Source organism: Kosakonia beeri, from assembly GCF_054165705.1.
In genome coordinates, this window is sequence record NZ_CM135106.1 from 3,480,768 (window position 1) to 3,500,056 (window position 19,289).

General features: G+C 54.3%; 19 protein-coding genes. 6 read left to right on the plus strand and 13 right to left on the minus strand.

All coding sequences use genetic code 11. From position 1 onward, the window contains the following. Window positions 1-200 precede the first annotated feature (200 nt). Window positions 201-1,739 (plus strand): methyl-accepting chemotaxis protein, encoded by a 1,539-nt coding sequence (locus ACUY4S_RS16560; RefSeq protein WP_312691422.1) that lies wholly within the window; start codon window positions 201-203, stop codon window positions 1,737-1,739. Window positions 1,740-1,891: 152 nt separating this feature from the next. Beyond that, window positions 1,892-2,344: a lysozyme inhibitor LprI family protein gene (locus ACUY4S_RS16565; RefSeq protein WP_312691423.1), complete on the plus strand. Its 453-nt coding sequence runs from the start codon at window positions 1,892-1,894 to the stop codon at window positions 2,342-2,344. 48 nt (window positions 2,345-2,392) lie between these two features. On the opposite strand, the gene melR is transcribed toward ACUY4S_RS16565, so the two are convergent. Continuing rightward, complete coding sequence (gene melR / locus ACUY4S_RS16570; protein WP_312691424.1) at window positions 2,393-3,310, minus strand: transcriptional regulator MelR; 918 nt, start codon at window positions 3,308-3,310, stop codon at window positions 2,393-2,395. Window positions 3,311-3,548: 238 nt separating this feature from the next. On the opposite strand from melR, the gene ACUY4S_RS16575 reads away from it, so the two are divergent. Together ACUY4S_RS16575 and melB are read left to right on the plus strand one after the other, a co-directional pair. Beyond that, window positions 3,549-4,901 carry an alpha-glucosidase/alpha-galactosidase gene (locus tag ACUY4S_RS16575; protein WP_312691425.1) on the plus strand — a complete coding sequence of 451 codons (1,353 nt, stop codon included), beginning with the start codon at window positions 3,549-3,551 and terminating at the stop codon, window positions 4,899-4,901. Between the two features lie 66 nt (window positions 4,902-4,967). After that, entirely contained in the window at window positions 4,968-6,386 is a 1,419-nt protein-coding gene (gene melB, locus ACUY4S_RS16580; protein ID WP_458023351.1) for a melibiose:sodium transporter MelB, read from the plus strand. A gap of 69 nt (window positions 6,387-6,455) precedes the next feature. On the opposite strand, the gene ACUY4S_RS16585 is transcribed toward melB, so the two are convergent. From ACUY4S_RS16585 to ACUY4S_RS16595, 3 genes are all read right to left on the minus strand, one after another. After that, window positions 6,456-6,788 carry an SdpI family protein gene (locus ACUY4S_RS16585; protein ID WP_312691427.1) on the minus strand — a complete coding sequence of 111 codons (333 nt, stop codon included), beginning with the start codon at window positions 6,786-6,788 and terminating at the stop codon, window positions 6,456-6,458. 72 nt (window positions 6,789-6,860) lie between these two features. After that, window positions 6,861-7,634, minus strand: coding sequence for a hypothetical protein (locus ACUY4S_RS16590; protein ID WP_312691428.1), 774 nt, complete (start codon window positions 7,632-7,634; stop codon window positions 6,861-6,863). Between the two features lie 2 nt (window positions 7,635-7,636). Continuing rightward, window positions 7,637-7,834 carry a hypothetical protein gene (locus ACUY4S_RS16595; protein ID WP_312691429.1) on the minus strand — a complete coding sequence of 66 codons (198 nt, stop codon included), beginning with the start codon at window positions 7,832-7,834 and terminating at the stop codon, window positions 7,637-7,639. 219 nt (window positions 7,835-8,053) lie between these two features. On the opposite strand from ACUY4S_RS16595, the gene leuA reads away from it, so the two are divergent. Then, entirely contained in the window at window positions 8,054-9,724 is a 1,671-nt protein-coding gene (leuA, locus tag ACUY4S_RS16600) for a 2-isopropylmalate synthase (RefSeq protein WP_458023355.1), read from the plus strand. On the opposite strand, the gene ACUY4S_RS16605 is transcribed toward leuA, so the two are convergent. The 9 genes from ACUY4S_RS16605 to yiaK form a co-directional block, all read right to left on the minus strand. Next, a complete protein-coding gene (locus ACUY4S_RS16605) occupies window positions 9,711-10,475 on the minus strand; it encodes an AraC family transcriptional regulator (RefSeq protein WP_458023352.1) in 765 nt (254 codons plus the stop codon). The two genes, leuA and ACUY4S_RS16605, sit on opposite strands and share 14 nt — an antisense overlap. A 131-nt stretch (window positions 10,476-10,606) precedes the next feature. After that, complete coding sequence (araD, locus tag ACUY4S_RS16610) at window positions 10,607-11,302, minus strand: L-ribulose-5-phosphate 4-epimerase (RefSeq protein WP_312691431.1); 696 nt, start codon at window positions 11,300-11,302, stop codon at window positions 10,607-10,609. Beyond that, the gene (locus tag ACUY4S_RS16615) at window positions 11,296-12,156 is read right to left on the minus strand and encodes an L-ribulose-5-phosphate 3-epimerase (protein WP_312691432.1); all 861 of its coding nucleotides are present in this window, start codon (window positions 12,154-12,156) and stop codon (window positions 11,296-11,298) included. The genes araD and ACUY4S_RS16615 overlap by 7 nt, the downstream gene beginning before the upstream one ends. Further along, a complete protein-coding gene (ulaD, locus tag ACUY4S_RS16620) occupies window positions 12,156-12,812 on the minus strand; it encodes a 3-keto-L-gulonate-6-phosphate decarboxylase UlaD (protein WP_458022502.1) in 657 nt (218 codons plus the stop codon). Before ulaD ends, ACUY4S_RS16615 begins: the two co-directional genes overlap by 1 nt. Continuing rightward, complete coding sequence (locus ACUY4S_RS16625; protein ID WP_458022501.1) at window positions 12,809-14,314, minus strand: FGGY-family carbohydrate kinase; 1,506 nt, start codon at window positions 14,312-14,314, stop codon at window positions 12,809-12,811. The genes ulaD and ACUY4S_RS16625 overlap by 4 nt, the downstream gene beginning before the upstream one ends. Window positions 14,315-14,403: 89 nt before the next feature. Then, window positions 14,404-15,723 (minus strand): MFS transporter, encoded by a 1,320-nt coding sequence (locus ACUY4S_RS16630; protein WP_458022500.1) that lies wholly within the window; start codon window positions 15,721-15,723, stop codon window positions 14,404-14,406. Window positions 15,724-15,774: 51 nt separating this feature from the next. Beyond that, window positions 15,775-16,710 carry a DUF4862 family protein gene (locus ACUY4S_RS16635; RefSeq protein ID WP_458022499.1) on the minus strand — a complete coding sequence of 312 codons (936 nt, stop codon included), beginning with the start codon at window positions 16,708-16,710 and terminating at the stop codon, window positions 15,775-15,777. A 24-nt stretch (window positions 16,711-16,734) separates the two neighbouring features. Continuing rightward, window positions 16,735-17,202, minus strand: coding sequence for a YhcH/YjgK/YiaL family protein (locus ACUY4S_RS16640; RefSeq protein WP_312691437.1), 468 nt, complete (start codon window positions 17,200-17,202; stop codon window positions 16,735-16,737). 10 nt (window positions 17,203-17,212) lie between these two features. Then, a complete protein-coding gene (yiaK, locus tag ACUY4S_RS16645) occupies window positions 17,213-18,211 on the minus strand; it encodes a 3-dehydro-L-gulonate 2-dehydrogenase (RefSeq protein ID WP_312691438.1) in 999 nt (332 codons plus the stop codon). A gap of 244 nt (window positions 18,212-18,455) precedes the next feature. Between yiaK and ACUY4S_RS16650 the strand changes: the two genes are divergently transcribed. Then, window positions 18,456-19,259 carry an IclR family transcriptional regulator gene (locus ACUY4S_RS16650; RefSeq protein ID WP_312691439.1) on the plus strand — a complete coding sequence of 268 codons (804 nt, stop codon included), beginning with the start codon at window positions 18,456-18,458 and terminating at the stop codon, window positions 19,257-19,259. Window positions 19,260-19,289: the final 30 nt, after the last annotated feature.

Sequence of the window (19,289 nt, forward strand, 5' to 3'; positions counted from 1 at the left end):
AATCCGAATATATTATATATAAAATTGACAATTATTAATAAATATTACCCGTTGAATTTTAATACTATTTTTCGCCATTTCCTTATAACCCGAACACAGATCAAAAAAGATCTTTTTTTATCTCGTTCCACGTGAAGATTTTAGTTAGGACGCCGATAAAAATAATGTTCACCTGGATATGGATCGCACTTGAGGCCGTTATGACCATTTTAAAAAAACTGACTTTCGTATTTTCAATCACCTTCCTGGCAATGCTGATACTGGGCGGTTTAAGCATTCGCGCTTTAGATCAGGCTCAGGAACGCTTTGATTATGTTATTGATAATAGCCTGCCGAGTATTAGCAAGCTCAGCGAGGCCGTTCAGCATCGCGAAGAGGCAAGGCGGCAAATTTTAATGTCGCTATTGAACAATGACGAAGCCGTGTTTATCAAACATATGACACAGGCGCGCGATGAGCTGAATAAAACCAATGAGATATTTAAGTATTATCGCGAAAATTTGGTCAGCGACTCGACGGATGCTGAGTTACTGAAAAAAACGCAAGACGCGTTTGATGATTACCGGCAAAAAGCCGAATCCATGGTTGGCGTTTATCACAGCGAGGGGGTAGAAGCCGCGCGGAAAATGGTTTCCGATGGCGGTATCACTGCGAATGCTTCGGTCGCACTGAGCGCGAATTTAAAAGAGATGCTGGCGTTAAACTATAATATAGCGAAACGCTATGCTGAAAATAACCATCAGCAATACCTTAATACGTTCTGGCTGTTACTTGGCACCATTATCTTTTTGCTGGCATTAATTGCCGTATTTGCCACCTCTATTCTTAGCTACTTAAGTAAAGGCTTAAAAAGCCTGCAATCCAGCATGGGCGTTATCAGCAACTCACTGGATTTAACGGTAAAAGTTGATCTGACTAAAAACGATGAACTGGGCGCAACAGCCGCCAGTTTTAACAACCTGATGGATAAAATCCGCGCGGTATTAACCAGCGTAAAAGATGCCAGTAATGAAGTGGATACTGCCGCCAGCGAAATTGCCAAAAGTAATGATGATCTCTCGTCGCGTACGGAATCGCAGGCCTCTTCTCTGGAGCAAACCGCTGCCAGCATGAACCAGTTGTCAGCCACGGTGAAACACAACAGAGATAATGCCCATGAAGCAAACACCTTTATTGGCCGTGTTCAGGCTATGGTCAATGAGAGTCATCGTGAACTGAGCGCACTGCAAAAATCGATTGATGATATCTCCGCCTCGTCGGCAAAAATTTCTGAAATTACAGACATTATTGACGGCATCGCCTTCCAGACGAACATCCTGGCACTCAACGCTGCGGTCGAAGCCGCCCGCGCTGGCGAGCAAGGCAAAGGCTTCGCGGTAGTAGCCGGTGAAGTTCGCTCGCTGTCACAGCGTTCTTCCGTCGCTGCGCGAGACATTCGCGGGCTGATTGATGAAGCCATTAAAAATGTCGGCGATGGGGTCAGTTACGCGGCCAACGTCACCACACGGATGAACGAGGCGCTGGGCGCAGTAGACGAAACCACGGTATTGATCAATCAGGTCAACAACTCCTCCACCGAGCAGAGCCACGGTATTGATCAGGTCAATATAGCCGTCAGCCAGATGGAAGGGAACCTGCAGCAAAACGCCGCAATGGTGGAGGAGATGGCCACCGCCGCCAACTCACTCAGCCACCAGGCCGGTAAGTTGCTCAACGATGTTAATGCCTTCCGCTTGTAACCTTCTCTTACCCGGGGGCTGAAAGAACGTTTTTCTGACAGCCGCCCGCTCTGCAACTTACCCGCAGACCAAAGCGAAAAGGAATTGAATTCCCCTCTGAAAGCCGTTCTTATATACCCGGTAAAAATGCGGGTAACGGGACTGACCAACTGATGGATTTCGCAAAAGCAACGGTAATGATTTTGTCGCTGGCAACAGCTAATGCCATGGCGGCAACACTGAATTTGGGGAACGAGGTTAAACATTGCCTCTCTTTGCCAGCCTGGGGTGCAGGCCAGAACCAGGCGCAGTGTAAAGAAGAGGCCATAAAACGCTCGGAAAAATCGTTAAGTGCGACAATCGCCCAACTGCATGCTGTGATCACGCGCGACTACAACACGCCTTATCATCTTAACGATCCGGATGGCGTCAAAATAAACGATATCTTCTGGGAGAAGTTCGCTAAAGCGCAAAAATTGTGGCTCGCATCCCGAGATGAAATGTGCGCGGCCTCCGCCGCTTTAATGGGCGAATGGGCCACCAGCCAGGATGATATTCACACCCAATGCCTTATCGATCAGAATAAAAGCCGCGAACGTTATGTGCATGACACCTGGTTGCAGTAATGCCGCCCGTCGCGGTCATTATGCTACAAAATAACGAGGACGCCCTGTTCAGGACGCGCTCTGCTGCCGACGTAACTGGCTGAGTTTGCGGTATTTCTGCGGCGGCATACCGACATATTTCTGAAAAGTGCTGTAAAAACGGCTGCTGGAACCAAAACCGGCGGTCAGTGCAATATCCAGAATGGTTTTGTCCGTGTCGCTGAGCAGCGCGCGCACATGGTTAATGCGCATAGTGGTGATGTACTGCTTCATGGTGAGTTGCATCACCCGCTGAAAAATCCCCATCGCATAATTTGGATTGAGCTTTACATGCTCAGCGATGGCGTCAATAGTCAGCACCTGATCATAATTCAGCGCAATAAATTCCAGCATCTGGCTAACGTAAAACTGCGCATGGCGCGAGACACTGTTTTTATGGGTCCGCGACGTCTTATTCACCAAAATAGGCTGCCAGCCGGAGAGGCTAAAACGCTTGAGCATGAGCGCAATTTCATCGATCGCCAGTTGCCGTAATTGTTCATTAGCGCTGTTAAGCTCATTCTGCCAGCGCTGCACCTCAAAGGCGCTAAGCTGCTGGGCAGCAAGCGATTTAATCACCATGCCGTGGGTAACATGGTTAATCAGTTCGCGGTCGAGCGGCCATGAGAGAAACAGGTGCATCGGCAGGTTAAAAATCGCCATCTGCTTGCAGTCACCGGGGCGCGTCAACTGGTGCGGCGTACAGGCCCAGAACAGAGTGATATAGCCCTGTTTAATGCGCACCACTTCGTTATTAATCAGGTACTCCACATCGCCGTCGAACGGCACATTGACTTCCACCTGGCCATGCCAGTGGCTGGCAGACATCGCATGCGGCGCGCGCAGCTCGATCTCCATGCGCTGGTACTCCGAATAGAGCGACAGCGGCCCACGGGTGGTCTTCTCATCGCCACTGCACATATCCGCTCTGATCTGCTCTTTTGCCATCCTGCCCTCGTCCTGAATCATCACTTTTCACGCTTCGCTTTGCGCCATCCTGTTCTATTTTAGTTAAAGGTATTGCCGTTAACTCTGCTTAACTGCTTATTTTTTCCTGGAAACTCAGATCCAGCGCGATGCATAGCGAGATCTGAGTTTTCGGGAATGCACCTGCGGGAAGAAGGCAGATGGCAAACAAGGCGCGTGCCACGCTCAGGACGTACAACCACTCTCAAGGAGAACGCACATGTCTGCCGCAAAAATTACCTTTATCGGCGCCGGCTCTACGGTGTTTGTCAAAAACATCCTGGGCGATGTCTTCCAGCGTCCGGCGCTAAAAGATGCGCATGTCGCGCTGATGGATATTGATGCCACGCGGCTGGAGGAGTCGCACATTGTGGTGCGTAAACTGATGGATTCGGTCGGGGCTTACGGCCAAATCAGTTGCCATACCGATCAAAAAACCGCACTTAAAGATGCCGATTTTGTGGTCGTCGCCTTCCAGATTGGCGGCTATGAACCCTGTACGGTGACAGACTTTGAGGTCTGTAAACGCCACGGTCTGGAGCAGACCATCGCCGATACGCTCGGCCCTGGCGGCATTATGCGCGCGCTGCGCACCATCCCTCATTTGTGGCAGATTTGCGAAGACATGACCGAAGTCTGCCCGCAGGCCACTCTGCTCAACTACGTCAACCCGATGGCGATGAACACCTGGGCAATGTATGCCCGTTACCCGCACATTAAGCAGGTTGGGCTGTGCCACTCCGTACAGGGTACCGCAGAGGAGCTGGCGCACGATCTCGATATCGACCCGGCCCTATTACGCTACCGCTGCGCTGGCATCAACCATATGGCGTTTTACCTGTCGCTCGAGAAAAAACAGCCGGATGGGAGCTATACCAACCTCTACCCGGAACTGCACCAGGCGTATGCCGACAAACGAGCTCCCAGGCCGAACCTTCACGGCAACCCACGCTGCCAGAACATCGTGCGTTATGAAATGTTCGAAAAGCTGGGCTACTTCGTGACCGAATCCTCTGAACATTTTGCCGAATATACCCCCTGGTTTATTAAACCGGGACGTGAAGACCTGATTGAACGCTACCAGGTTCCGCTGGATGAGTACCCGAAACGCTGCGTTGAGCAACTGGCGAACTGGCAAAAAGAGCTCGCCGAATACAAAACGGCCGAACGCATCGACATCAAGCCGTCGCGGGAGTACGCCAGCACCATTATGAACGCCATCTGGACCGGCGAGCCGAGCGTGATTTACGGCAACGTACGTAACGATGGCCTGATCGATAACCTGCCGGAAGGCTGCTGTGTCGAGGTCCCGTGCCTGGTGGATGCCAACGGTATTCTGCCAACGAAAGTGGGCAAACTGCCCGCGCACCTTGCGGCACTGATGCAAACCAATATCAACGTTCAAACCCTGCTGACGGAGGCAATCCTCACCGAGAACCGTGACTATGTGTATTACGCAACAATGATGGATCCGCATACCGCTGCCGTTCTGGGTATCGAAGAGATCTACGCACTGGTGGATGACCTGATCGCCAGCCATGGCGACTGGCTGCCGGGCTGGCTGCACCACTAATGCAGACAGCCGGGCATGCCCGGCTGTTGGCGACCTTCCGACACTGAAAGAGGCAATCGGTACCCTATGAGTATTTCAATGACAACAAAGCTCAGCTACGGATTTGGCGCGTTTGGTAAGGATTTTGCGATCGGTATCGTCTACATGTACCTGATGTATTACTACACCGATATTGTCGGCCTGTCGGTCGGTATGGTCGGCACGCTATTTCTGGTGGCGCGTATTCTCGATGCGCTGGCCGATCCGATTATGGGCTGGATCGTGGACTGTACCCGCTCGCGCTGGGGGAAGTTTAAACCGTGGATCTTAATCGGCACCCTGACAAACTCCGTGGTGCTGTACATGCTGTTCAGTGCTCACCACTTTACTGGCACAACCCAATTGATCTGGGTCTGGGGGACCTACCTGCTGTGGGGCTTCACTTACACCATTATGGATGTGCCATTCTGGTCGCTGGTGCCGACCATCACGCTGGATAAGCGCGAACGCGAACAATTGGTGCCCTACCCGCGGTTTTTTGCCAGTCTGGCGGGCTTTGTCACCGCCGGGATTGCCTTGCCGTTCGTTAATGCCGTGGGCGGCGCGGATCGTGGCTTCGGCTTTCAAATGCTGACGCTGGTGTTAATTGCTTTTTTTGTGCTTTCCACTATTGTCACGCTGCGCAATGTGCATGAGGTTTACTCCTCTGACAAACAGCCCACCGCCGACAACACGCCGATGAGCCTGAAACAGATGGTTCAGCTGATTTTTAAAAACGATCAACTGGCCTGTTTACTGGTGATGGCGCTGGCCTATAACACCGCAGCGAACGTCATTGAAGGGTTCGCGATTTATTACTTCACGTATGTCATTGGCAATGTCGACCTGTTCCCCTACTACATGTCTTACGCCGGGGTCGCCAACCTGCTGATCCTCATTTTGTTCCCGAAACTGGTGAAAGTTTTCTCGCGCCGTGTGCTATGGGCTGGCGCATCGGTGTTGCCGATTGTCAGCGGCGGCGTGTTGCTGTGGATGGCCCTTATGGGCTTTACCAACGCCTGGGTGATATTGCTGGCCGGGGTGCTGTTCAGTATTGGCAAAGCGTTTTTCTGGGTGTTGCAGGTGATTATGGTGGCCGACACCGTCGATTACGGCGAATACAAGCTCAATGTGCGCTGCGAAAGCATTGCGTATTCGGTACAGACACTGGTCGTGAAAGCCGGCGCCGCGTTTGCCGCATACTTTATTGCAGTGGTCCTCGGTGTGATTGGCTATGTGCCGAACGTTGCGCAGTCCGCCAGCACGTTAATGGGGATGCAAGTAATTATGCTGGCGCTGCCGGCCTGCTTCTTCCTCATCTCGCTGCTGATCTATTTCCGTTTCTACAAACTCAATGGTGATCTGCTGCGCCGGATCCAAATCCACCTGTTGGATAAGTACCGGCATGTTGACAAACCCACAGCAAAAACCGCCCAGCCGGTAATAGTGGATCAGATTCGCGTGTAAAGGTTGATGATGCCGGGCAAGTCAGCTTGCCCGGCGACTGATGCATCCCTGCCCCCTGCAATCCCTGTTCTAACGCCGTTTCATTGCAATCAGTTTCAAAAACGTCATCGCCACAGGTACAGAAACTTCAATGAGAAACAACACAAGAGTGACGTTAGCGTTACCGTCCCCCCTACGCCAGGTGCCTGACAAGGCTGACACAATAAAAAAAACCACCGCAGAGACAATCATGAACAGGCCATAAAAACGGTTTGCCCGATACCAGATCAGAGGATTGTTTAAAGTGAACGCGGTTCTGACGCCGTACCATCGATTGGGTTTAATTTTTTGTAGCGCAAGAGGAATCGCAATAGCCACCAGGAGCACACTCCCAAAGGTGAGGTAAAAAAAATTCTCGTTCATAGGATCCCTAATTCTCTGTGTGTCTCAATCACGCCCTGGAGTACACCGCTTTTTTAGCCCGGTCAAGAACGGTTATGCCGGGTTTTCATCGGGTCGATTTATTCCCATCGCCATGACCTGGGCAGGATCAAATAACGACAAACTTTCAACCTGCGAGAGTAATAACACTTTGCGAAAATCCAATGCCGAGCGCGGCGTGGAAGACAAGTCGATGTCGTGCGACGCATACCAGGCACTGTAATTGTGCTCAACATGCAGATCGAGTGTGGCGTCATCACGGTAACCGCTCAGCATCGGGATCAGCACAATGTTGTTGGCATCGCCGCTATCAAACGTTGCGGTGTGGATCATGCCAATATAGATGCGCTGCGATTTGAGGGTGATCCAGGCTAAATCGCCCTTTTCCATACATTGATAGATCAGCCCTTCTACGCCATTCGCCCGCGACAAATGTTTATACAACTCCCGGCGACCATTGCTGTCCAGCCGGGCGCTGCCTGCCCAGTTGGAGCGCCAGAGACAGAGAAATACCGCAAAGGCGAGCATGATCACCACCGGCGCCTGGATGCCTAAAAAGCTCCAGTTCATAAAGACCATATGCAAATGGTGATGTTCCGCGCCAAAAAATGACGGCAGCGCATTCATCACCGCAGAGGCGATCAGCAAACCCAGCCACAGCAATGCCGTCGCCAGTATCCCCTGCAGGACAAAGACACAGCCATAAAGGGCCACCAGAAAATAGACATCCCAGCCGAAGCTGCGTTTGAATTTGAATCGCGTGGAGAGATCGTGCGAGGTATACCAATAGCCACATACCATCAACACCATAAAGATAGCTGTTCCCATCGTTAAGCCCTCTTCAGCGCATCAACATGGCGTTTGAAATCGTCCTGCACACGCTGGCAACGAATATTGACCGAGGTATTACCGTCGGCATCCACCAGGATCCGTTCCCCATCTTCTATCGCATCCTGAATCTCGCCGTGGCTCATCACCTGTAATAATCTGTCGGGACTTGCGAACAATGAATACAGCATTTTTTTCATAGCTTACCTCCGCAGCCAAGTATAGAAACCGCAGGCCCGCTATGCGGAACTTTAACCTTTTTCTTACTAACGAAGCGGCGGAGGCAGTCTCGGTTTTGCCTCGTTTTCCACGCGGGTGCACGCACGTTGTCACTTTTACATACGACATTGTCATCTGCGCGTGCGCACGCCGACGCGTCTCTGTGGAAACTGGAAGCCTACCCCAAGGAGAGACGCATGATGTTAACCAACCCTTCTGAAAAATATGCAGGTCATCCCCCTCTGCCACTGCGCGATCGCCGCTGGCCGGATAACACCCTGACGCAGGCACCGCGCTGGCTTTCAACAGACTTGCGCGACGGTAACCAGGCGCTGGCCGAACCGATGGACGCTGCGCGAAAGCTGAAATTTTGGGATTTACTGCTCGCCTGCGGTTTTAAAGAGATTGAAGTCGCGTTCCCATCGGCCTCGCAGACGGACTTCAATTTTGTGCGCCAGTTGATTAACGAGCAGCGCATCCCGCACGATGTCACCCTTCAGGTATTAACCCAGGCACGGGAAGATTTGATCGCCCGTACGTTTGAATCTCTGCAGGGCGTACACCGCGCCACGGTGCATTTATACAATGCGACAGCGCCCGTGTTTCGCGAGATCGTCTTTCGCCAGAGCCGCAACGAGATCGTGGCGCTGGCGGTGAAAGCCGCCACGCAGATCCGCCGCCAGTGCGAGGAGGCAGCAGGCACCGAATGGGTGTTTCAGTACTCGCCAGAAACGTTCTGCTTTACCGAAGCGGAATTCGCGCTGGAAATTTGCGAAGCCGTGGCCGATGTCTGGGCACCCTGCGCGACACGCCCGATGATCATCAACCTGCCGGCCACCGTCGAAGTCAACACGCCAAATGTCTATGCCGATCAGATTGAGCACTTTTGCCGCTATTTCAGCCGCCGCGAACAGGTATGCATTAGCATTCATCCGCATAACGATCGTGGCACGGGCATTGCCAGCGCGGAACTCGCTCTGCTGGCGGGTGCTGAGCGCGTGGAAGGCTGCCTGTTCGGTAATGGCGAACGCACCGGGAACACCGATTTGGTCACGCTGGCGCTAAACCTCTATACCCAGGGGATTGCGCCAGGTCTGGATTTCAGCGAGATGAAAAAAGTCGTGGAGATTGTCGAGGAGTGCAATCAGTTACCCGTTGCGCCCCGCCATCCGTATGCCGGGGAACTGGTCTTCACCGCTTTTTCGGGGTCGCATCAGGATGCGATTAAAAAAGGCTTCGCCGCCCGACAAAACAGCCCGCACGCCTGCTGGGAAGTGCCCTACCTGCCGCTGGATCCTGCCGACATTGGCTGCAGCTACGAAGCGGTGATCCGCGTTAACAGTCAGTCCGGCAAAAGCGGCGCAGCCTGGCTGCTGGAGCAAAACCACGGCCTGACACTACCGCGCAAACTGCAGCAAGCGTTCAGCCAGCTCGTCCAGGAAGCGGCGGACTCAGCGGGAAAAGAGATGTCGCAGATGGCAATCTGGAACCTGTTCCGCCAGCGCTATGGTCTGGTAGAGCAGCCTGCGTTACAGCTGATTGAGTACGCCTGTACCAATCAGCCAGGGCAAAATACGGCGCTGCTGGCCGAGATCCGCTGTGCTGGCAAAACGCTGAAGATCGGAGCAACCGGCAACGGCTTTCTCTCCACGGCCATTACGGCCTTGTGCCGCAATCTGCACATTGAAATCAACATTGAAAGCTACCACGAACATACGCTGGGGAAACACAGCGACAGCCGTTCTGTGGCGTACATCTGTTGTGAAAATAAACATGGCGATCGTGCCTGGGGTGTCAGCATTGATAGCGACATTACCCGCGCTTCGTTGCAGGCCTTGCTAAACGCTGCGGCCCCGTTTACCGCACCGTAAAGTAATCGCCGGGCGAGACACCCATTACCCGGCGAAACATCGCGCTAAACGCGCTCGGGTTGGCATAACCACACTCCAGCGCCACCTGGATGACCGGCTCGCCATGCGCCAGCCGGGTTAAGGCCACCAGCAACCTTGCCCGGCGGACCCACTCACTGAATTGCAGGCCAGTCTGCTGGTAGAAATGGCGCGACAACGTGCGTCCGCTCATATTGACCTGGCGGGCCGCACTCTCCAGCGACCAGGCCCCGGCAGGCGTTTGCCGTACCGCATCACACAGCTGTTTTAAGCGTGGCGATGTGGGTTCGGGTAAACAAAATGGCAGGGTGTTCATCAGACGGATTTCATCGAGGATCAGTTCATAAATACGCTCTGCGCGACTGCCGGCCTGATACGCATGCGGCAGTTCCAGCGCATTAAGGATCAGCGCCCGTAACAGATCGCTGACCTGCACCACCTGGCAAATAACCGGTAAATCCGCCCGCGCCAGCGGTTGAACAAAAACACCACGGGCACGCACATCACCCTCAATATGCAAAGCATGAGAAATGTTCGCCGGGATCCATACGCCCCGCGCGGGCGGCACTACCCACATCCCCTGGCGCGTCTCCACGCGGATCACCCCGCTTAAGGTGAGGATCAATTGATCGCAGGGATGCGTATGCCAGTGCTCATGTTCACCGTGCCGGTAATCATGCGCATAAGGAATCAATGCGCGATGAGAGAAATCTAACGCGAAGGTCTGTTTCACAACGAGGCCGCCCGGGGATAAAAGGTTCTCTTACCTTAAACAGCGCCGCGTTTTCTGTCATCCCTTTGTCTGCGTCGCTGACGGAACGCAGGCCCGGTAAGCGCAGCGCTACCGGGCATGTGGATAAGCCTCTACTGCCCGTAATAGGCCTTTGCACCATGTTTACGCAGATAGTGTTTATCCAGCAGAGGTTGCTGCATATCCGGCAATTGCGGTGCCAGCTGGTGGGAGAACAGCCCCATATACGCGCACTCCTCCAGCACCACGGCATTGTGCACAGCATCGGCCGCATTTTTGCCCCAGGCGAATGGCCCGTGTGAATGCACCAGCACTGCCGGGATCTGCATCGGGTCAATATCGCGCTGCTCAAAGGTGCTGATAATCACCTCCCCGGTTTGATACTCGTAGTCGCCGTGGATCTCCGCGTCGGTCATTAACCGGGTGCAGGGGATCGCGCCGTAGAAATAATCCGCGTGGGTGGTACCCCACGCCGGCAGATCACGCCCGGCCTGCGACCAGATCGTGGCATGGCGCGAATGGGTATGCACAATGCCGCCAATCTGCGGAAAGCGGCGATAGAGCGCCAGATGTGTCGGCGTGTCCGACGAGGGCTTTTTGCTGCCTTCAACCACGTTACCGCTGGCGATTTCCACCACCACCATATCGTCGGCGGTCATCACCTCATACTCCACGCCGGAAGGTTTGATCACCATCAGTGTGCCGCTCGCGTCAACGGCGCTGACATTCCCCCAGGTAAACGTCACCAAATGATGGGCTGGCAGCGCCAGGTTAGCGGCCAGCACCTCAGCTTTGAGTTGCTCTAACATACAAATCCTCCTTCCTGCATACGGGCTTCAATCCAGCGGCGGGCCTGAATAATCTCCAGCACCGGCTCTTTGGCTTTTTCGGTCCACATCTCAATTAAAAAGGCGCCACGATAATTCAGTTGCTGCAGGGCGCGGAACACGCCGACAAAATCGACACATCCTTCGCCAAACGGCACATCACGGAACTGACCCGGGCTTTCTGCGGTGACGGGCTGCGTGTCTTTCAGATGAATAGCGGCAATACGATCGATGCCCAGCGCCAGCTCGGCAGGCACATCATTGCCCCATGCCGTCAGGTTGCCGATATCCGGGTAGACGCTGAACCATGGCGAGGCGAGCATCTCGTCCCACTTTTTCCACTTGCTGATGGAGTTCATAAAGGCGGTGTCCATAATCTCGACCGCCAGCATCACCTGCGCGGCAGCGGCCTGTTCCACGGCCCATGCCAGCCCTTCGGCAAAGCGCTGTTGCGTCCCGTCGTCATGCTCTTCGTAATAAACGTCATACCCGGCCAGTTGAATGGTGCGGATACCGAGGTCGCGCGCCAGGCGAATGGCTTTGGTCATGATCTCCCGCGCCCGTTCGCGTACGCTTTCATCACGGCTGCCAAACGGAAAACGGCGGTGCGCTGACAAGCACATCGATGGAATTGCGACGCCGGTTTCCAGCATTGCCTCGACCAGCGATGCACGCTGCGTGGTGCTCCACTCCAGTCGTGCCAGGCGCTCGTCCGTTTCATCGACCGACATTTCGACAAAATCAAAACCGCAGCTTTTCGCCAGCACCAGCCTCTCTGGCCAGCTCAGATCTTTGGCCAGCGCCTTTTCGTAAATGCCTAACGGATGGGTACGCATCACTTCTCTCCCCAGGTAGCAGCAATCTGATGATGAAATGCAGCGGCAACCTGCTGGGGGTTATCCGCCCCGGACAACGCGCGCCCGGCAATGAATGCTTTTACGTTAATCTCTTTAAACAGCGGTAAATCAGCAGGCGCCAGTCCGCCAGTCACCGACAGTTCAAGACCGATATCCGACAGCGCTTTCATCCGCGCCAGATCCGCGTCTCCCCATTGCTGGCCACTGGCCTGCGCATCGCGACCACGGTGATAAATCGCCTGACGCACGCCAATGCGATACCAGTCGCGTGCGTCGTCAAACGTCCAGTTGCCGAATAACTCCATCTGAATTTCACCGTTGTGCGCCTGCGCAATCGCGTGGCCTTTCTCTACCGTTGCCAGCGGTGCGGCGCAGATAATGGTCATCCAGTTCGCCCCGGCGCTCAGCGCCTCCTGCGCGAGCGTTTCTCCGGCGTCAGCGACTTTCCAGTCCGCGACAATGATCTTTTCCGGGCACTGGGCACGCAGCGCGCGCACCGCATTCAGCCCTTCACTCAGGCACAAAATGGTGCCAGCTTCTAAGATATCCACATGGTCCTGTAACAGCGCCACATCGCGCTGGGCAGCCGCAAGGCTGGTATGGTCGAGCGCCAGTTGCAGTAATGGTCGGCTCATAACGTCTGCTCCTTAATGCGGGCGTGAAAGCCCTGTAGTGCTTCAATCAAATACTGGTAATGGGTGTACTTGCGCTGGTAGGCGGCATGGGCGGTCATGTCCGGTATAAGAGTGTGGATGTCATGCCGTAGCACCTGCTGCGCATGATGGAAGTCGCGATACTCGCCAGTGCCCACCAGCGCGGCCAGCGCCGCGCCGAAACAGCCGGTTTCTTCGACCTGCGGCAGTTCAACAGGCAAACCGCTGACATCGGCCAGCATCTGCATCCATACCGCCGAATGCGCCGGGCCACCGGTCACGCGCAGCGCTTCAACATGGGTAAAGCGCTCCCGCATGCGGTTGAGATGGGTCATGTGGCTGAACACCACCCCCTCGTAAACCGCCTGCAGCAAATGGGCGCGGGTGTGTAGCGCCTGGATGCCGTAAAAACCGCTGGTCATCTCAAGCCCCGCGTTGCTGCCGTACAAAAATGGCAGGAAAAACAGATCGCTACCGGCTTTGGGCACACTGGCAACGGCCTGGTTGATCTCATCGAAAGTGAGCGTGCCCCACTGGGTAGTCAGCCATTCGAGGTTGCCGGACGAGGTCGGGCTGGCCTCGTGCACAATGTACTGGCCATCATTCACGTAGCGCCCGTACACATAGGCATGGGCTTCGTTATCGCGAATGCCATCTGCTATACCGCTGGCGACTGCCCAGGTGCCCATGACGGCATTCAGTCGCCGTTCATCTTTCAGCCCGGCGCAGAGCGCGGTAGAAACCACATCAAACAAACCGCCAACGACAGGTGTTCCTGCCGCCAGACCGGTTATGGCAGCTGCCTGAGCGGTGATTTCCCCGCAAATTTCTGCCGGACCGACAATGGGCGGCAATGCCGCGTCGATTTCGCCTATCCCCAGCCACTGCGACAAGCGCGCGTCGTAATAGCCACGGGACATGTTGTAGAGGTTGGATTCGGAAATGTTGCTCTCTTCGCAGCCTTTGACGCCGGTAAGACACCAGCGCAAATAGTCATGCCCCATCATGACGCAGCCAATTTGCGAATAACGCTGTGGCTGGTTCTCTTTTATCCAGCGCAGCAGCGAAACCGGGTGGCCGGTCCACACTGTCTGGCGGGTGAGTGGGTACAACTGCTGCGGTATGCCATCCTGCTGCCAGCGTCTCACCACCTCCAGCGCACGGCGGTCCGATGACAACATGGCGTTACCCAGCGGTTGATCATGCTTATCCAACAGAAACAGGCCCTTGCCTTGTGCGGAGATCCCGACCCCACGAATTTGCGCGCCCTGCGTTTGCGTGCGTTGCAGCAGGCGTGAAATCGTGTCGGCACAGGCGCGCCACAGAGTGTGCATATCACGCTCGGCATAACCCGGTAGCGGGCTGAGCGTGATCAGCGCGTGGCGTTCAATGCCATGCTCCCTGCCCTGGCTGTCATATAACCCGGCTTTCAGATAAGTACCGCCACAATCGATACCCAGCCAGAAGGTCTCTTTCTCACTCATCGTCATGCTCTCGTTTTATAGCCGGGTAGTGGCAATGCCTTCTCCGGCTGGCTTTGGCCCGGTCGGCGCGATGCCGCCGGGCAGGGTTATCAGGCTTCGCGTTTACGGGTGCTGACCGGGCTGGCGACGGCGTTTCCCGCATCGCATTTCGCGGGGAGCAGCAGTGCCATCAGCGCTGCCAGCGCCAGCGAGATAGCGAGGCAATAGACGCCTGCATCTTTGCTATAGAGGTTGATCAGCACGCCCACCGCATACGGGCCGCAAAAACCGCCGAGGTTCCCCAGCGCGTTGATCACCCCACGTGCGCCGCCTGCCATCTCGGCGCTGAACAGCCGTGCGGGAATGGTCCAGAACACACCCGCCGCCGATTGCAGGAAGAACCCGCAACCCACCAGTGCCGCGTACGACAACCAGATGCTCTCTTTCAGCGCCACGGAGAGGAACATGCACAGCGCAAAACCGAGCAGCGGTACAGAGACGAATAACTTGCGTTTACCGGTACGGTCGGAAAGGGACGAGAAGAGGAACATGCCAGCAATGGCGCCGAGATACGGCAGGATAGCCAGCATGCCCACCTGCCCGATGGTGCTGTGGGTGAGCTCTTTCAGGATGGTAGGCAGCCACAGGGTGTAGCCGTAAATCCCGGTCTGGTAGAAGAAATTGAGAGCAATCAGTTGCCACATGGTCCGGTCAGACAGCACGGCGCTCAGCGAGGCGTTTTTCACCTCTTTACCGGCAATCGCACGCTGCTCGGCAGCCAGTGTCTCCACCAGGTAATTTTTCTCTGCCTCGGAGATCCAACGGGCTTCCTGCGGGCGGTCATAAATCGTCATCGACCACAGCACCAGCACCACCAGCGAGAGCAAACCCTCGATGATAAACAGCCAGCGCCAGTCCAGCGCTGTGATGATCCAGCCTGATAGCGGCGCGGTGACGATACCGGCAATCGGCACGAACATGATCACAATGGCATTGGCGCGGCCACGTTCTTCGTCCGGAAACCAGTTGCTGATCATCGTCAGCACTACCGGTAGCATGCCCCCTTCCGCCACGCCGAGTAAAAAGCGCAGCGCCAGCAGTTGGTACTGGTTAGTAACAATGCCGGTCAGTACGGAAATGACCGCCCAGGCCACCAGCGACCAGCCGATAAATTTCTTGCCGCTACCGTGGACGGCGATTTTGCCGCCCGGCACCTGCAAGAACAGATAACCAATAAAGAAAATGCCCCCGGCGAGACCGGCCATGGAGGCGGAAATACCTAATTCCTGATCCATCCCACCGGGCATGGCAAACGCGATATTTACGCGGTCCATGTACGAAATAATACAAGCGATAAGAATAGGAGGAATTATTCTTAACCAGCGCTGGCGCGGAATATCGGCAGTTGTAGAGTAAGAGGATATGTTCATAATTAGCATCTCGTTAAAAGTAACAGGTATGCGATGTCAGCTATTTTGTATTTATTGTCTGGCTTGATGTAATGCGTTAATGCCGTCGCGCAATATTTCCACGCGATGTTCCACGTTGGCGTTGGCGTCTATTTCAAGTAATTTAATACCGGTAAATAACAGATTTTCGGGTACGGCGGCCTGCAATACCGTTTTGGCGTTATTCACCGTTAACAGGCTTTCGGCGCAAAACGGAGCAAACGGCGCATGCAGATCCTGCCACTCGCCATACGGGCCGCTCTCGCTGGTGCCGGAAAACATCAGACCGCGCAATTTACCAGCCTGTTTCGCCAGTTGGGTATGGGTCAGCGGCAGCGTGGTATTACGCCCTTCGATTGCCGAACGCGCCCAGTTAATGCACACGCCAATCTCATAACCTGCCAGCGTTTCCAGGACGTTATTCAGCGGTAAAAACCCCTTACGCGGCGCAGTGGCATTCATGGCATCACAATGTTCAAGCACCAGTTCACACGCCCAGTCCCAACGGGCTATTTCGCTTATTGAACGGGCAAACGCATCGGTAGCCTGCTCAATGCTGGTATTGCCTGCCAGCGGCGCAGCCTGTATTTCCAGGGCGACGACTTTGCCGGGGAAACGGGCATTCAGCGCGCCGATCTTGTCATGCAGATGGCGGTAGTACGCCACGCACGCGCGACGCTGTTCCTCATCGCTGGAGGCAAGACCAAAACCGCTGTTGCCATTGCTGCGTCGGCGCATGGTTTCCATGACCGCGGTGACCACAATCTGCCACTCGCCCGGCGTATGGGTTAATAACCACTCGTCTCCCAGCGGGTGCAGATGCTCCAGGCAGGGCTGCTCTATGCCGGCAATGTGTGGCGTATCGGCCAGTTGCCGCCAGAACGCACGCTCCTGCAATTCCCCCTGTTGGTGAAAAGAAGGCGCGCAGGGATACGCGCCGATAATATAACCGGCGTTATTGCTGTTCATATTTTGCTCCTGCTAATTGATAAATTAATTCAATGCGGAAACCGCCACCTTAACGACAATTTTACGAATAGGCGTGGCGCGATATTTATTACAGGCGGGACGGTGAACATCCTGCGGGAAAAATATCGCGTAGCTGCCTGGCACCATTTCAAAAAAAGATTCGTTCTCACTCGACTGGTAAAAAATAATATCGCGCTGCTCAAGTAAATTTTCGGCAATAACGTTATTGCCGGTATCAATAGCAACGCCAATCTCTTCTTCACCCCATGCCATAAACTGGATATCCAGATAGTTACGGTGCACTTCCGGTTTTTGCTCCTCGCGTGGCCGGGTGGTGAGATCGAGGATCTGCGCAAAAATGGTGCGCCCTTCGATTTCGACCACACCAGGCTCAAGCGTGCGGAAATCAGTAGTGCGTAAAAAATCGAGCGCTTTTTCAATCGCTGCCGGTAAGCGGCAGGGATTAGGCTGAGCAATATGACCGAATAGCATGATCCGCTCCTTACAACGCCTGGATTTTCGCCCAAACGCTGTCATCTACCGTAATGCCGTCGCGACGGTTCTCCGCCAGCAGGCGCGTAAATTCGTGTCCTGGCAAACGGACAGGCGTGTCTTCATCCGCACGTTCCGCACTGGTGATGTAATCCATAATGCGTTGCAGTTTGGCATCACGACTTGCGCCATCGATCAACTTGTCGACTTCGATGGCAATAAACACCTGCGAAATGCCATATTCATCGCTGTTCTCTTCGGTCACTTCCGCCACGGATGCCCCGTCCGATAACAGGGTGGCGATCATGTCCAGCACGATAGATAAACCGGAACCTTTCCAGTATCCCATTGGCAGAATGCGGCGATTTTTCTCAATCACAGCGGGTTCTTTCGTTAAATGGCCGTCATCGTCGAAGCCACCGTCAACCGGTAGCTCGCGCCCGGCCAGGCGGTTCACTTCCAGCATGCCGTAAGAGAACATCGACATCGACATATCGACCATGGTGATGGGCGTCGACGGGATCGCCACAATCAGCGGGTTAGTGCCAATACGGCACTCTTTTGCGCCCCACGGCGGCATGACGGCAATGGAGTTGGTCCAGCAAATCCCAATATAGCCCTTTTCCGCTGCCTGCCAGCCGTAGCTGCCGCCGCGCATCCAGTGGTTGGCATTTCGCACCGCCACCAGGCCAATGCCATGATCCGATGCCAGCTCAATGGCACGATCCATCATCTTTTTGGCCGTTAAATTGCCAATCGAACGCTGCGCGTCCCACTGCTCAATCGCGCCGAGGTTAGCAATGCGCTTTGCCTGCGCCTGCGGAATGATGTCGCCAGCATCCAGTTGCTGAATAAAACGCGGGAAGCGATTGACACCGTGTGAATAGACACCCGACTCGGTGGTGCGGGCAAACATCTCCGCGCAGGCATCGGCAGTCTCTTCACCCACATGACGCGAACGCAAAACCCGTTTAAAGGCGTGCTTAAGCTCGTCGAAGGTCACCTTCATTTTTTTCTCCTGATTGCATCGAACTTCTGTGTTGTTTTTATACTCCTGAATTTCAAAATACGAAATACCATTCCACATATCAAAATACAGATATGTGATCCCCTCTCCACTTTGAATTTCAAAATACATTATTATCAATGAGTTATAAACTTTGACTGATTTTGTGTTGCCCGTTCCATTTTGCGTTAGTATTGAGGCTGGCAAATTTAACGGTGCCGACACGGCAGGAAGCGAGAGCGCATCAATGCAAGAAGAAAAAGAGAAACCGGCAGGCAGCCAAAGCCTGTTCCGGGGATTACAACTGCTGGATATTCTGAGCAATTACCCTAACGGCTGCCCCTTAGCACACCTTTCAGAACTGGCGCAGTTGAATAAAAGTACCGTGCACCGGTTGTTACAGGGTTTGCAGTCCTGCGGTTATGTCAAACCGGCACCCGCCGCTGGCAGCTACCGCTTAACCACCAAATGCCTGGCCATTGGGCAAAAAGCCCTGTCGTCATTAAATATCATTCATGTGGCGGCCCCCCACCTCGAAGCGCTGAATCTGGCGATCGGTGAGACAGTTAACTTTTCCACGCGTGAAGATGATCATGCGATTCTGATTTATAAATTAGAACCGACTACCGGAATGTTAAGAACCCGCGCTTATATCGGCCAGCACCAGGCATTATATTGCTCAGCAATGGGTAAAATATATATGGCTTTCGGTCAGCCGGAATATGTCGAAGCGTACTGGAAAAGCCATCGCGAATATATTAAACCGCTCACCCGTTACACCATCGATAAACTCGATGTGATGCAGCAGGAACTGCAAGCTATTCGCGCGCAGCAGTGGGCAAAAGACAGAGAAGAGAACGAGTTAGGGGTTTCCTGCCTGGCGGTACCGGTGTTCGACATTCAGGGCCGCGTACCCTATGCCGTGTCGATTTCTCTCTCGACGTCGCGTCTCGAATTATTAGGTGAGGAACGCTTACTGGCTGCCCTGCAACATACCGCCAGAGAAATTTCAGCTGAATTGGGTTATTTACCGGAAGACGCGCCGAAATAACGCGCTAGCCTTTTTTCAGTAACGGGCAAT

Coding starts and splice junctions, on each gene's coding strand:
- ACUY4S_RS16560 (WP_312691422.1), top strand. CDS start 201: ATGACCATTTTAAAAAAACTGACTTTCGTATTTTCAATCACCTTCCTG.
- ACUY4S_RS16565 (WP_312691423.1), top strand. CDS start 1,892: ATGGATTTCGCAAAAGCAACGGTAATGATTTTGTCGCTGGCAACAGCT.
- melR (WP_312691424.1), bottom strand. CDS start 3,310: ATGGCAAAAGAGCAGATCAGAGCGGATATGTGCAGTGGCGATGAGAAG.
- ACUY4S_RS16575 (WP_312691425.1), top strand. CDS start 3,549: ATGTCTGCCGCAAAAATTACCTTTATCGGCGCCGGCTCTACGGTGTTT.
- melB (WP_458023351.1), top strand. CDS start 4,968: ATGAGTATTTCAATGACAACAAAGCTCAGCTACGGATTTGGCGCGTTT.
- ACUY4S_RS16585 (WP_312691427.1), bottom strand. CDS start 6,788: ATGAACGAGAATTTTTTTTACCTCACCTTTGGGAGTGTGCTCCTGGTG.
- ACUY4S_RS16590 (WP_312691428.1), bottom strand. CDS start 7,634: ATGGGAACAGCTATCTTTATGGTGTTGATGGTATGTGGCTATTGGTAT.
- ACUY4S_RS16595 (WP_312691429.1), bottom strand. CDS start 7,834: ATGAAAAAAATGCTGTATTCATTGTTCGCAAGTCCCGACAGATTATTA.
- leuA (WP_458023355.1), top strand. CDS start 8,054: ATGTTAACCAACCCTTCTGAAAAATATGCAGGTCATCCCCCTCTGCCA.
- araD (WP_312691431.1), bottom strand. CDS start 11,302: ATGTTAGAGCAACTCAAAGCTGAGGTGCTGGCCGCTAACCTGGCGCTG.
- ACUY4S_RS16615 (WP_312691432.1), bottom strand. CDS start 12,156: ATGCGTACCCATCCGTTAGGCATTTACGAAAAGGCGCTGGCCAAAGAT.
- ulaD (WP_458022502.1), bottom strand. CDS start 12,812: ATGAGCCGACCATTACTGCAACTGGCGCTCGACCATACCAGCCTTGCG.
- ACUY4S_RS16625 (WP_458022501.1), bottom strand. CDS start 14,314: ATGAGTGAGAAAGAGACCTTCTGGCTGGGTATCGATTGTGGCGGTACT.
- ACUY4S_RS16630 (WP_458022500.1), bottom strand. CDS start 15,723: ATGAACATATCCTCTTACTCTACAACTGCCGATATTCCGCGCCAGCGC.
- ACUY4S_RS16635 (WP_458022499.1), bottom strand. CDS start 16,710: ATGAACAGCAATAACGCCGGTTATATTATCGGCGCGTATCCCTGCGCG.
- ACUY4S_RS16640 (WP_312691437.1), bottom strand. CDS start 17,202: ATGCTATTCGGTCATATTGCTCAGCCTAATCCCTGCCGCTTACCGGCA.
- yiaK (WP_312691438.1), bottom strand. CDS start 18,211: ATGAAGGTGACCTTCGACGAGCTTAAGCACGCCTTTAAACGGGTTTTG.
- ACUY4S_RS16650 (WP_312691439.1), top strand. CDS start 18,456: ATGCAAGAAGAAAAAGAGAAACCGGCAGGCAGCCAAAGCCTGTTCCGG.